This window comes from Catellatospora paridis (assembly GCF_009720365.1).
In the GTDB taxonomy this organism is placed as follows: domain Bacteria; phylum Actinomycetota; class Actinomycetes; order Mycobacteriales; family Micromonosporaceae; genus Catellatospora; species Catellatospora paridis.
Genome location: NZ_ML769313.1, coordinates 177,514 through 190,632, shown reverse-complemented (window position 1 = coordinate 190,632; position 13,119 = coordinate 177,514). Strand labels below are relative to the sequence as shown.

At 71.7% G+C, this 13,119-nt stretch carries 9 protein-coding genes; 8 read left to right on the top strand and 1 reads right to left on the bottom strand.

Going from position 1 to position 13,119, the window contains the following annotated elements:
- The first annotated feature begins 228 nt into the window (after positions 1-228).
- The 6 genes from F9C41_RS05790 to F9C41_RS05765 all read left to right on the top strand — a co-directional run bounded on the left by F9C41_RS05790 (position 229) and on the right by F9C41_RS05765 (position 6,588).
- The gene (locus F9C41_RS05790; protein WP_155385627.1) at positions 229-1,230 is read left to right on the top strand and encodes a glycosyltransferase family 4 protein; all 1,002 of its coding nucleotides are present in this window, start codon (positions 229-231) and stop codon (positions 1,228-1,230) included.
- A 178-nt stretch (positions 1,231-1,408) separates the two neighbouring features.
- Positions 1,409-2,533, top strand: coding sequence for a glycosyltransferase (locus tag F9C41_RS05785; protein WP_155385626.1), 1,125 nt, complete (start codon positions 1,409-1,411; stop codon positions 2,531-2,533).
- Entirely contained in the window at positions 2,530-3,540 is a 1,011-nt protein-coding gene (locus F9C41_RS05780) for a glycosyltransferase (protein WP_155385625.1), read from the top strand. The genes F9C41_RS05785 and F9C41_RS05780 overlap by 4 nt, the downstream gene beginning before the upstream one ends.
- Entirely contained in the window at positions 3,537-5,009 is a 1,473-nt protein-coding gene (locus F9C41_RS05775; RefSeq protein WP_155385624.1) for a glycoside hydrolase family 130 protein, read from the top strand. The genes F9C41_RS05780 and F9C41_RS05775 overlap by 4 nt, the downstream gene beginning before the upstream one ends.
- 230 nt (positions 5,010-5,239) lie before the next feature.
- Positions 5,240-5,704: a DUF5994 family protein gene (locus F9C41_RS05770; RefSeq protein ID WP_155385623.1), complete on the top strand. Its 465-nt coding sequence runs from the start codon at positions 5,240-5,242 to the stop codon at positions 5,702-5,704.
- Between the two features lie 65 nt (positions 5,705-5,769).
- Positions 5,770-6,588, top strand: a complete 819-nt coding sequence (locus F9C41_RS05765) for an alpha/beta fold hydrolase (protein ID WP_155385622.1) — start codon at positions 5,770-5,772, stop codon at positions 6,586-6,588.
- Between the two features lie 79 nt (positions 6,589-6,667).
- On the opposite strand, the gene F9C41_RS05760 is transcribed toward F9C41_RS05765, so the two are convergent.
- A complete protein-coding gene (locus F9C41_RS05760; protein WP_155385621.1) occupies positions 6,668-7,885 on the bottom strand; it encodes an epoxide hydrolase family protein in 1,218 nt (405 codons plus the stop codon).
- A gap of 467 nt (positions 7,886-8,352) precedes the next feature.
- On the opposite strand from F9C41_RS05760, the gene F9C41_RS05755 reads away from it, so the two are divergent.
- Together F9C41_RS05755 and F9C41_RS05750 are read left to right on the top strand one after the other, a co-directional pair.
- A complete protein-coding gene (locus tag F9C41_RS05755; protein ID WP_230689340.1) occupies positions 8,353-11,133 on the top strand; it encodes a helix-turn-helix transcriptional regulator in 2,781 nt (926 codons plus the stop codon).
- 248 nt (positions 11,134-11,381) lie between these two features.
- Positions 11,382-12,836, top strand: coding sequence for a putative bifunctional diguanylate cyclase/phosphodiesterase (locus F9C41_RS05750; RefSeq protein WP_155385619.1), 1,455 nt, complete (start codon positions 11,382-11,384; stop codon positions 12,834-12,836).
- Positions 12,837-13,119 lie beyond the last annotated feature (283 nt).

The following is a 13,119-nucleotide window of genomic DNA, read 5'->3' as shown; positions in this document are numbered from 1 at the left end:
CAGGTTCGGAGAAAAGGGCGGCGGTACCGGACGTTCTGGTGCCGTCAGCGGACAGCAGCACTGCGGGACTTCGATAAGTAGCCATATGCCCCCCACCCTATACGACTTCGGACCCGGGTGGGGTGACGAATGCCTCAGCATCCACCCGCCGGTGATCTTGATCATGGCGGCCCGGGCCGACTCAGGCCGGTCCCGTAGGGTGAGCCGCATGCCGCGAACCAGGTACGTGTGAAGGTAGCCCTGCTGGGACCCGTGGCCTGGCGTACGCCGCCACACCACTACGGGCCGTGGGAACAGGTCACCAGCCTGCTCGCCGAGGGCCTGACCGCGCGCGGGGTGGACGTCACCCTGTTCGCGACGCTCGACTCGCTCACCTCGGCGACCCTCGACGGCGTCTGCGCCCACGGCTACGCCGAGGACCCGGCCATGGACGGCCGCGTCTGGGAGGCGATGCACGTCGCGCACGCGTTCGCCAGGTCGGCGGAGTTCGACCTCGTCCACAACCACCTGGACTGGCTGCCGCTGGCGTTCTCCGAGCAGTGCCGCGCACCGCTGCTGACCACGGTGCACGGGTTCTCCGGCCCGGCCATCCTGCCCGCGTACGCCCGCGCCCGGTCCCGCTACGTGTCCATCTCCGACTCGGACCGCTCCCCCGACCTCGACTACGCCGCGACGATCCACCACGGCATCGCCTTCGACGGGTTCCCGTTCCGCGCCGCCGCCGGGCACGGGCTGGTCGTCTTCGGGCGGGTGCACCCCGACAAGGGCACCCGGACCGCGATCGAGATCGCGCGGCGGGCCGGGATGCCGCTGACCATCTGCGGCATCGTGGCCGACCAGCGCTACTTCGACGAGCAGATCCTGCCGCACGTGGACGGCGAGCAGGTCGTCTACCTCGGCTCGGTCGGGCCCGAGCAGCGCGGCGAGATCCTGTCGTCGGCCGCGGCGCTGCTGCATCCGATCGCGTTCGCCGAGCCGTTCGGCCTCGCCGTCGTGGAGTCGATGGCCTGCGGCACGCCCGTCGTGGCGTACGCCCGCGGTTCGATGCCCGAAGTGGTCGACGAGGGCGTCACCGGCCACCTGGTGCACAGCGTCGCCGAGGCGGTGGCGGCCGTGACCCGGATCGGGGACATCGACCGGCGACAGTGCCGTGACCACGCCAGGAAGCGGTTCTCGGCCGACCGGATGGTCGACGACTATCTACGTCTGTATCACACGATCGTCGATTAACACCTGCTAACTGCTACCGTCAAGGTGCTGAGACGCCCGCAAGGGTGCAATGTGGTTCCCGGGCGACGCCCTGGGAGACCCGGACCGCTCGCCGCACACGCAGGCCGAGCGGACGCCTTCACCGCGTGAGGCCGCCGTCCCGTAGGGAGGGGCGCCGATGAACCGGAAGGCACCATCCATGCCCACCAGCTATGGCTTTGTCAGCACCCATCCGCCCACCGCGTGTGGGCTCGCCACGTTCAACTCCGCCCTGTCGGCCGCGCTGTGCCCGGACGGCATGCCCGGCGGCATCGTGCGCGTCACCGCCGCCGGGGAACCGGACACCGCGGACCCGAAGGTCGTCCACACCTGGTCGGTCGACGACATCGACGGCTGGCAGCTCGCCGCGAAGGCACTCGACCACTTCGACGTGGCCATCGTGCAGCACGAGTACGGCATCTACCCCGGCACCGACGGCGACGACGTGGTGCCGATGCTTCAGCAGCTCACCGTGCCGAGCATGGTGGTGCTGCACACGGTGCTGGCCAACCCCACCGCCCGGCAGAAGACCGTGCTCGAGCAGATCGCGCGTGCCACGGACGCCGTGGTCGTCATGACCGCCACCGCCCGGGACCGGCTGGCCGCGGGCTACGACGTCGACCTTGGCAAGGTCACTGTCATCCCGCACGGCGCCCACGACCACGCCGCCGCCCCGGCCGACAAGGGCCCGCGGCCGCACCTGCTCACCTGGGGACTGCTCGGACCCGGCAAGGGCATCGAATGGGCCGTGCGCGCCCTCGCCCGGCTGCGGAACCTGCCGCAGCGCCCCGTGTACACGATCGCCGGCAAGACCCACCCGCGCGTGCTCGAACAGCAGGGCGAGCAGTACCGCGAGGGCCTGGTCGAGCTGACCCGGGTGCTCGGCATCGCCGAGTCGGTCCACTTCGACCCCGTATACCGTGACGACGCGTCGCTGGGCCGCCTGATCCGCTCCGCGGACGTGGTGCTGCTGCCGTACGACTCCCGGGAGCAGGTCACCTCCGGGGTGCTGATCGAAGCCGTCGCCGCGGGTGTGCCCGTCGTCGCGACCCGCTTCCCGCACGCCGTCGAACTGCTGACCGACGGTCCCGGCATCGTGGTGCCCCACGGCGACGCCCCGGCCATGGCCGACGCGATCCGCAAGATCCTCCTCAGCCCCGACACCGCAGGCCTCGGCGACCCGCCCAGCGCCGCCATGCTGTGGCCCGCCGTCGCGGACCGGTACGCCGCGCTCGCGCAACGGCTGCTGACCGGCGACCGGGCCCTGACCGCGGCCGCTGCGTGAGCGCCCCCGCACCGAACTTCGCCCACCTCATCCGGCTGACCGACGACACCGGCCTGTTCGAGCACGCCAGGCTCGCCGTCGTCCGCCGCGAGCACGGCTACTGCACCGACGACGTCGCCCGCGGGCTCGTCGTCACCAGCCGCGAAGCCGACCCCTCGGCGGAGCTGCTCCGACTGTCCGAGTGCTACCTGACCTTCCTCAACCACGCCCAGTCCAAGACCGGGGCGTTCCACAACCGGCTCGGCCACGACCGGCGCTGGGAGGACCAGGCCGGACTCGGCGACTGGTGGGGACGGGCGCTGTGGGGCCTGGGCACCGCGGCGGCGCGTCACCCGGCGGCATGGATACGCGACTCCGCGCTGACCGCCTTCCGGCTCGGCACGTCACAGCGCTCCGCCTACCCGCACGCCATGGCGTTCGCCGGGCTGGGCGCGGCCGAGGTGCTGCGCGCCGACCCGGGCGACGTCGACGCGGCCGCGCTGCTGGCCGACGCCGCCACGGCAGTCGGCCCACCGGGCGCGGATCCGGACTGGCCGTGGCCCCTGCCCCGGCTTACCTACGCCAACGCCGCGCTCGCCGAGGTCGTCATCGCCGACGCCGCGGCACGTGGCGACGACGCCGCCCTCGACACCGGCCTGCGCCTGCTCACCTGGCTGCGCGACGTCCAGTCCGGCCCGCACGGCCTGCGCGTCGTACCGGCCGGTGGCTGGGCCCGCGGCGAGGCACGCGCCGAGCGCGACCAGCAGCCCATCGAGGTCGCCGCGCTCGCCGACGCGTTCGCCACCGCCGCGGCGGTGACCGGGGACCCGGCCTGGCAGGCCGATCTCGATCGGACCGTCGCCTGGTTCCTCGGTGCCAACGATGCCAACGCGGTCATGTGGGACGAGAGCACCGGCGGCGGCTACGACGGGTTGACTCCGTACGGGCCCAACCTCAACCAGGGCGCGGAGTCCACCTTGGCGCTGCTGTCCACGTTGCAGCACGCGCGGACGGTGGTGCCGGTATGACCATCGGCGAGCTCGCCGTCAGGCATGATGTGACGCTGGAGCCAGACCCGCAGCGGGTGATCGTGAAACTGTTCGTGCCCGGCGAGGACGCGGTCATGGCACGAACCAGGGCCTCCGGGTTGGTCGAGCGCATCACCGCACTCGACGACGACGCCGCCGCACGGCTGCTGGACGAGGTCATGCACGGCTTCGGCAGCCGCCATCACGAGCTCGCGGACACCTTCCGCCACCACTTCGACCTGGTCAGGCACCGGGTAAGCCCCGTACGCGAGCTGCCGCCCACGATGCGGACGCTGATCGGCGCGTTCTTCAGCCACGAGTACGCCGTCGAGGCCGCGGCCCTGTGCAATCCGTCCATGGTCGCCCACCCCGACCAGTCCGGACTGGCCGACGGGCAGCTGCGCGCGGCGATCAGCCTGCGCCAGATCGGCGAAGGACACCTGTCGTCCATCGGGTTCGCGGCCGCGGTCCTCGGACCCGGCGGGGACCTGACCCTGGCGCCGCGACCCGGCCCGCTGACCGTCGGCACGCGCGTCAGCCCGGTACACCGGCGTGACCTGCTCGCCGCCGGGCTGAACGAGGAGGCGTACGACGACGAGGTCTCGGCGACCGTGCTGGGCCTGCTGCCGGAACGCTTCGACGACCAGCAGTTCGAGCAGACGCTGGCCCGGATCCCGTCCGACCTGCTGCATCGGGCCACCGCGCAGCGCACCGTGGAACAGCTGCGCCGCACCATCGCCGACAGCTACTCGGTCGTCTTCCCAGACGACGTGCCGCTCAGCCGGCGGGTGCTGTGGCCGAACAACCCTTCGGAGAGCAACGGCATGGAGGACGCCCGCTTCGTCCGGGTCGCCGGCGACGACGGCGAGGCGAGCTACCGGGCGACCTACACGGCCTACGACGGACGGCAGATCGCCTCGCGGATGCTCGACAGCGCCGACCTCACCCGCTTCGAGGTGACGCCCATGCGCGGGCCCGGTGCACGCAACAAAGGGGTGGCGCTGTTCCCCCGCACGATCGAGGGCCGCCACGTGGCCCTCTGCCGGTCCGACGGCGAGACCCTCGGGCTGACCGTCCTCGACGGCGACAACCGCTGGGGTGAACCCGTGCCGCTGCTGCGGCCCGGGCGCACCTGGAGCCTGATCCAGGTCGGCAACTGCGGCTCGCCGCTGGAGACCGACGCGGGGTGGCTGGTGCTCACGCACGGCGTGGGACCCATGCGGCAGTACGCCATCGGGGCGATCCTGCTGGACCTGCACCGGCCGGAACGGGTCATCGCGGAGCTGCCGGGGGTGCTGCTGGCTCCGGCGGCGGGCGACCGCGACGGATACGTGCCCAACGTCGTCTACTCCTGCGGCGGGCTGATGCACCAGGGCACGCTGTGGATGCCCTACGGCGCGAGCGACGCGCGGGTGGGTTTCGCCACCGTCGGCGTCGCCGGTCTCCTCGACGCCATGCGGGAGTCCTGACGGCCCTGCCGAGACCGCCCACCCGAGATCGCCGTCTCGGGGCAGGGCTGATCATGCTCGGACGGCGTAGGCTGAAGTTGCCGCTCCGGACCCCGGTGGCTGCCAGCGCGTCAGCGCGGGCGCCGCTGTCGAGGTTGCTCGACGCATTCGGCGTAGACGATCGGCTGGACGGATCATCGCTGTCGGCCGCCTGTGGACCACCAAACCGGCTCAGCAAAGGACGGTCGATCATGCACAGCACCGTGGACACCGACAGACCCGTCACCGTCCCGACCACCGCCGCCGCGTCGCCCGCGGCCCGACTGGCTCTCACACCCCACCGGGCCGACCAGGCGGTTCTCGACGGCGGCTGGTGGCCGCGCACCTGGAACCCGGCCGAAGAACTCCCCGCCTTGGTCACGGCGCTGGCACAGCGATACGGCCCGATCCGCCATCTCATGCTCAACGACACCGTGTGGCCGGATCACGTCCGGCGGCTCACCGTCGGCTCGCAGGCGGTGCGCATCGGGTGGTTCGCGACCCAGGACCCGGCGCTGGCCATCGCTCTCACGGCCCGTGACGAGCAACTGGACCTGCTCGTGGTGCCGCCGTCGACCCCGACCGCCGCCGCCGAGCGGGCACTGGCCACGGCCGCCGACCCGGCCGACTACACGCACGCCGCTGACATCCTCGCCGCCCTTCGGCCGCAGGCCTGACCCGGCACGCCCACCTTCGGCGTTCTAGCATTGCGGGTCACGGTTCGCCGCTGGAGGAGGGCTCGATGCGGGTCGACAGGATCACCTCGGCCGATGGCGCGCCGATCGCGGTGCATACCACCGGCACCGGGCCGGCGGTCGTCGTCCTGCACGGTGGCGGTATTCCGCAGCAGCACTACCACCGGCTGGCGGAGGCGCTGGAACACCGGTTCACGATCCACCTCTACCACCGCCGCGGCCTGCCGGACGCGGCCCCGCTGGAGGGCGCCGAGACCATCGCGACCGATCTCGCCGACCTGTCCGCGGTGCTCAAGCACACCGGCGCCCGCAGCATCCTCGGGCACGGCAGCGGCGGCTTCCTCGCCCTGCGTGCGGCCCTGAGCCTGCCCCTGTACCGCGTCGCGGTGTACGACCCGATCCTGTCCGTCCCCGGCGGCGACTTCCTCGACTCGTTCGAGCAGGCACTGCACGCCGGTGACCAGGCCCGCGCGCTGACCCTGCGGAACCGGGCCACGCACCCCGACGGGCCGGCCGCCAAGCTCCCGTTCAGCCTCGCCCTGCGACTCAACCGGATGCTGCTGCGCCGACCCGGCAACCGTGCCCTGGCGGACCTGCTGCCCACCGTGGCCGCGGAGTTCCGGAGCATCCACGAGCACGACGGACCGCCCGGCGACTACGCCGCCATCGCCGCCGAGGTCCTGCTCACCGCGGGCGCCCGCAGCCCGGAGTACTTCGCCGAACGCTGCCGGGCGCTGGCCGAGGCGATCCCCCACGGGCAGGCGATCATCATCCCGGGAGCGGACCATGACGCCCCTACCATCGCCCACGACGAGTTCGTGAGGCCCCTGTCCAGGTTCCTGGCAGGCTCACCGGTGAACGCGTGACCCCGCCCCCGGACCACATGGCTCGGGCGACCGGGCGACTCGGTGTCGAGCCGCCCGGTCGCGGCACTGCCGCCGTCGTCTAGCTGCGCAGCGACCGCAGGCCGGTGCGCACCTCCTCGACGAGCAGTTGCGGCTGCTCCCACGCCGCGAAGTGCCCGCCCTTGTCGAGCCGGTTGTAGTGGATCAGATTCGGGTATGCCCGCTCGGTCCAGCTCTTCGGAGGCTGGTAGACCTCGTCCGGGAAGACGCTCACCGCGACCGGGATCGTGACGCCCTTGACGCCCAGGAACGAGAACCTGTTCTCCGCGTACAGCCGACCCGCGGAGACCGCGGTGTTCGTCAGCCAGAACAGCGTGATGTTGTCGAGCACGTCGTCGCGGGTCAGGCCTTCGGGCTGCCCGGCGAAGGCCCGGGAGATCAGGGCCATGCTCTTCGGATCGTGGTCGAGGACGAAGGTCGCCAGACCGACAGGCGAATCCGCCAGCGCGGTCAGGGCCTGCGGGCGCGAGCCCAGTAGCAGGAACATCGCGACGTGCTGCCAGAGGAAGTCGAGCTGCTCGCACGCGCGCCGCTCCTCGGCGGGCAGATCGGACGGCAGGGACCCGAGTGCATCGGCGGCTCCGACGATGTTCTGCTGGAACAGCCGGTCGATCTCGGCCGGCACCGTGCCCGCCAGGTTGGTGTGGATGCCGAGCAGCCCTTCCGGCGACTCCGCGGCCATCACGTCCGCGATGATCGCGCCCCAGTCGCCGCCCTGCGCCACGAACTCGTCGTAGCCGAGGCGCTTCATCAGCTGTACGTAGGCACGGCCGATGCGGTCGGGGCCCCAGCCGGTGGTCGTCGGCTTGCCCGAGAAGCCGTAGCCGGGCATCGACGGGATCACGACGTGGAAGGCGTCGGCCGCGCTGCCGCCGTGCGCGGTCGGGTCGGTCAGCGGCTCGATGAGCTTCAGCTGCTCGATGATCGAACCCGGCCAGCCGTGCAGTACGACGAGCGGCAGCGCGTCCTCGTGTTTGGACCGGACGTGGACGAAGTGGATGTCCAGCCCGTCGATCTCGGTGATGAACTGCGGGAAGGAGTTCAGCCGCGCCTCGCATCGGCGCCAGTCGTATTCTTCGGCCCAGTAGCGCGCGAGTTCCTGGATCGTGGCGAGCTGCGGGCCCTGCGACTGGTCGGTGGCGGTCTCCTTGTCGGGCCAGCGCGTGTGCATGATGCGCTCGCGCAGCCCCTTGAGTTCCACGTCGGGAATCTCGACCGTGAACGGCCGGATCGTGGGCGTTTCGGGTGTGGCAGACATGTGGATTTCCTTGCTGATGCTCGTACGAGAAAACAGGGCTTGAGCTGACGTCGGCATCTTCGACCGACGCTGAGCGATTTGCACTAATACGACATAAATAGGCCCTTCTATCTCAGCGTAGTGCGGATCCGGGTGGTGAAGCGGCCGATCGCGGCCGGGTCGGCCGGTGACCGCGTGTCCCGCCGTCCGGTAAACCATCGCTTCGGCGGACGGAGGTAGCCCCTGGGTCCGCCACCTGCATACCCCCGGGGTCGGCACCGGGGGCCGGTGCCCGGGCCGCCGGAACGCGGTGTCCCGTGCGGTTTGGGGCATTCGGCCCGCGTCACCGCCCCGCGGCCAGGCGGCGTGCCGGTGCGTGCGAAGCCCGCCGAAAGCACCCGAGCAGGCCGAGATGCGACATCCGCCGACGTCAGGTCGTTCCGGCCGCAGCGGGCCGGGTCCCGGACGGGGAGAATGGAGGTATGGGCGTGTCCGTCGTAGGCGCGCGGGGCGAGCTGCGGGGCCGGCGCCGAGAGCTGGCGTCGCTGGAACGGGCGCTGGCCGGCGCGAGGTCGGGTGGCAGCGCGGTCCTGGTCCTGCGCGGTGAGGCGGGCATCGGCAAGACGGCATTGCTGGAACATGCCGCCAGGCAGGCGATCGGCTTCCACAAGACGTCGGTGGTCGGCGTCGAATCGGAACTCGAGCTCGCGTTCGCGAGCCTTCACCAGCTCTGTGCGCCCATGCTCGGCCGGCTGGGTCAGCTGCCCGGGCCGCAGCGTGCCGCCCTTTCCGTCGCGTTCGGACTGCACGACGGCGAGGCGCCGAACCGTTTCCTGGTCGGCCTGGCCGTGCTCAGCCTGCTCGCGGACACCGCCCGGGACCACCCGCTGGTATGCCTGGTCGATGACGCGCAGTGGCTCGACGACGCGTCCACGCAGGTGCTGGCTTTCGTAGCCAGGCGGCTGCAGGCCGAGCCCGTGGTCTTGATATTCGCGGTGCGGGAGCCTGACGAGGGCCGTGACCTGGCCGGACTGCCGGAGTTGATCGTCGAGGGCCTCAGCGAGCCTGACGCACGCGGACTGCTGGCCTCGAACGTCCGCGTGCCACTCGACCCGCTGGTACGGGACCGGATCGTGGCCGAGGCGCACGGCAACCCGATGGCCCTGCTGCAGCTGCCCCGCGCGCTGACACCGGCGGAGCTCGCGTGCGGTTTCTGGGTGCCCGACCGGCGCCCCCTGGCGAGCTTCCTCGAGAACACCTTCTACCAGCAGTTCCGATCGCTCCCGGAGGACAGCCGGCGGCTGCTGCTGACTGCCGCGGCCGATCCGACCGGCGACGTGGAACTGCTGTGGCGCGCGGCCGGACTGCAGGAGACATCGATGGACGCCGCGGCGCCCGCCGAGGCCGCAGGGCTGGTCGCCTTCGGCACGAGGGTGCGGTTCCACAACCCTCTCGTGCGCTCGGCCGTCTACCAGCGGGCCTCCGCGCAGGATCGCCGGGCGGCACACCGGGCGCTGGCCGAAGCCACCGACCCCCGACTTGATCCAGATCGCCGGGCCTGGCACCGTGCCCTCGCCGCCACCTGGCCCGACGAAGACGTCGCCGCCGACCTGGAACGCTCAGCCGACCGCGCCCGGGGTAGGGGCGGAGCCGCCGCGGCAGCCTCGTTCCTGCAGCGGTCGGCCGAGCTGACGCCCGATCCCGCCCGCCGGATCCCCCGCGCGCTGGCCGCCGCCCGGGCCGGCATCGACGCCGGTGGAGCCGACCAGGCATACGACATGCTGGCGCTCGCCGAGGCCGGCCCGCTCGACGACCTGCAGCGCGCCCGGCTCGAACGGCTGCGCGCCCGGCTGCTGTTCGCCCAGGTCCGCGGCAGCGACGCGCCCCGGCTGCTGCTCGACGCCGCCCAACGCCTGGCGCCCCTGGACACCGCCACCGCCCGTGACGCGCTACTGGAAGCCGCCGGTGCGGCGATCTTCGCCGGCCGTCTCGGCGACAGGCCCGGGCTGCGGGAGGTGGCCGAGGCCGCGCGCGCCGGACCGCCGCCACCGTCGCCCCCGCGGTCGGTCGACGTCGTGCTCGACAGCGTCACCAGCCTGGTGATCGACGGCTACCCCGGCAGTGTCGACGCCCTCCGACGCGCCCTGCACGCCGTCCGGCAGGAGCAGCGGTCCGGCACGAGCGGGACGGACAAACGCTGGCTGTGGCTGGCGTGCCCGGTGACCCCGGAGCCGCTCGCCCCGGAGTTGTGGGACGACGAGGCCTGGCACGAGCTGGTGACCGGTGCCGTGCGCATCGCCCGCGAAGCGGGGGCACTCGGCGTACTCCCGATGGCGCTGACCTATCAGGCGTGCTTCCACGTGCACGCCGGCGACTTCGACACCGCCTCCGCCCTGATCGACGAGGCCACAGCGATATCGGAGGCGTTGGGCAGCGCACCCCTGACCTACCCGTCCCTGGTGCTCAGCGCCTGGCAGGCACAGGAATCCCAGGCCATGGACCTCGTCGAGGCCAGCATCAAGGACGTGGGCGCCCGGGGTGAAGGACGCGCCCTCGGCCTGGCCGAGTATGCGACCGCGGTGCTGTACAACGGCCTGGGCCGCTACGACGCCGCGCTGGCCGCCGCGGCGCGCGCATGCGAGTACCTGGATCTGGGCATCTTCGGCTGGGCACTGGTCGAACTGATCGAGGCGGCCGCCCGCAGCGGGCAGCCCGAGGTTGCCGCGGCGGCGCTCGAGAAGCTCACCGAACGCACCCACGCCAGCGGAACCGCCTGGGCCGCCGGCGTGGAAGCCTGCTCGCGCGCGCTGCTGAGCGACGACCAGCATGCCGATGCGCTCTACAGGGAAGCGATCGACCATCTTGGACGCTGCCGGATGACCGTACACCTGGCCCGCGCCCGCCTGCTGTACGGCGAGTGGCTGCGCCGCCAGAACCGCCGACAGGAGGCCCGGGAGCACCTGCGTACCGCGTACGAGACGTTCAGCCGGATCGGGGCCGCCGGCTTCGCCGAACGCGCCCGCAGGGAGTTGCAGGCGACCGGGGAGACGGTCCGCAAGCGGACGGTCAGCGCCATCGCCGAGCTCACCAGCCAGGAAGCCCAGATCGCCAGACTGGCCAGGGACGGCAACACCAATTCCGAGATCGCCGCCCAGCTGTTCATCAGCCCACGCACGGTGGAATGGCACTTGGGCAACGTCTTCACGAAGCTGGGGGTCAGCTCCCGCAAAGAGCTGCGTTCAGTGCTTCTCGCCCCGAAACCGGCGTGACGCGGCCGACATCATCGCGCCGACACCCGGAATCGGACACCCGCCCCATCAGGTGACTCACGGCCACGAATCACTCGACTTCCACAGCGTCCTGAGCGCCCGGGGTCCCTCCCAAGGGCGCGACCCCGGGGGTGGCCCGGGGGCGACGAGGGACCTTCTCAGCGACTGTGGATCCAGTCGGCGCGACGACCGCCCGACTTCCCCATGGCGAGCCTGCACAGGCGCCACCCCCCGGAGGGCATGAGAACGTGAATCTTCCAGAGATCGATATCGGCCGCAGCCCACGTGACACCGCGAACCCCGGCGACATCACGCTGAGCGCATACCTCGCCGAACGCCCCGGCGACGAGTTCTACCCCTCGCAGGCACCGCATCACCCGCACCCGTCGCGCCAGCACTCCATGTACGACCCGCTGACCGGGCTGCCCAACCGCATCATGCTCAAGCAGGCCCTGTTCGCCGCCCTGTCACCCGCGGCCGCGCAGCGCCCGATCGGGCTGTGCCACGTGGACGTCGACGGGTTCGCCGCGATCAACCACATCCTCGGACACGACGTCGGCGACCAGCTGCTGCAGACGATCGCCCGACGCATCTCCCACCGGCTCGGCGACGGATGCCTGCTCGCCCGTACCGGCAGCGACGAATTCTCCGTCCTGGTCACCGCGTCCGCGCGCACCGCCGACGTCGGCGACACCGCAGAGGCGATCCTGCAGGCGATCCGGCAGCCGGTGCGGTTGGCCGGACGACGGCTGCACGTGACGGCCAGCATCGGCGTGGTCGCCTGCTCGCCACACCTCTATTCCGCCGCCGAGCTGATGAGCGCCGCCGAATCCGCCCTCGCGCAGGCGAAGGCCGCGGGCCGCGACCGCTACCGTCGGTTCGACCCGGACCTGCACGCCCGTCAGCAGGCACGGCACGAGATCGCCTGGGCGCTGCCGCAGGCGTTGGCACGCGGCGAGCTGTTCGTGGAGTACCAGCCGATGGTGCGGGCCGACGACGGCGAGCTGCACGGTGTCGAGGCACTGGCCCGGTGGCGGCATCCCCGGCTCGGCCTGGTCGCACCGGCGCAGTTCATCCCCGTGGCCGAGGAACACGGGATGATCGGCGAGGTCGGCCGGTTCGTGCTGCGCACCGCCTGCGCGCAGGCCGGCGTGTGGCACACCCGCCATCCGGGGCGCCGGCTCGTCATGAGCGTCAACCTCGCTCCGGCGCAGACCGACGACCCCGCGTTGCCCGTCCTGGTGGCCGGCCTGCTGGCACAGCACGGCATCGACCCGGCCATGCTCCAGTTGGAGATCACCGAGAGCAGCATGATGCCGACCGCCGGACCTGCCCTCGACACCCTGCGGACCCTCGCCGGCCTCGGCGTGCGTATCGCCATCGACGACTTCGGCACCGGCTACGCCAACCTCACCAACCTGCGGTCAATGCCGGTGCACCACCTCAAAATACCCCGGCAGTTCGTGACCGCGCCCGTCGACGAGTTCGCCGAGCAGGTCGACTGCGTCCTGGTCGAAACGGTCGTCCGGCTCGCCCACAGCCTCGGCCTCGGCGTCATCGCCGAAGGGGTGGAATCGCAGGCGCAGGCGCAGCTGCTGCGGCGGCTCGGCTGTGACGTGTTCCAGGGATACGTGTACGGCAGGCCGCAGTCACCCGACGCCATCGACGCCCGCCTCAGCGCCTCGCCCGGGCGCGCGCCATGAGCATCCCGACTGCCGACGTCACGGACGTACGGGTGGCCCGATGCGGGCAGCTCGCACCGTTACGCGGGACGAATCGCGGCGGCGATACAACCTTCGGCCGGGAAACCTCCGTTTAAAAAGAAGAGATGCGAGTGCTGACCGAGTTCAGCGCCTACGCACGGCACGCGCGGACGGAGGTGGAACGCGTGCTCGTCGAGCAGGGACCGGCGTGGCCGTGAACGCGACCGCACCGACGTAGCGCTGCTGCGTTTCGGTGCGGCCGCGGTGCGTCCACAGAGGAACG

Coding starts and splice junctions, on each gene's coding strand:
- F9C41_RS05785 (WP_155385626.1), top strand. CDS start 1,409: ATGCCCACCAGCTATGGCTTTGTCAGCACCCATCCGCCCACCGCGTGT.
- F9C41_RS05775 (WP_155385624.1), top strand. CDS start 3,537: ATGACCATCGGCGAGCTCGCCGTCAGGCATGATGTGACGCTGGAGCCA.
- F9C41_RS05770 (WP_155385623.1), top strand. CDS start 5,240: ATGCACAGCACCGTGGACACCGACAGACCCGTCACCGTCCCGACCACC.
- F9C41_RS05765 (WP_155385622.1), top strand. CDS start 5,770: ATGCGGGTCGACAGGATCACCTCGGCCGATGGCGCGCCGATCGCGGTG.
- F9C41_RS05760 (WP_155385621.1), bottom strand. CDS start 7,885: ATGTCTGCCACACCCGAAACGCCCACGATCCGGCCGTTCACGGTCGAG.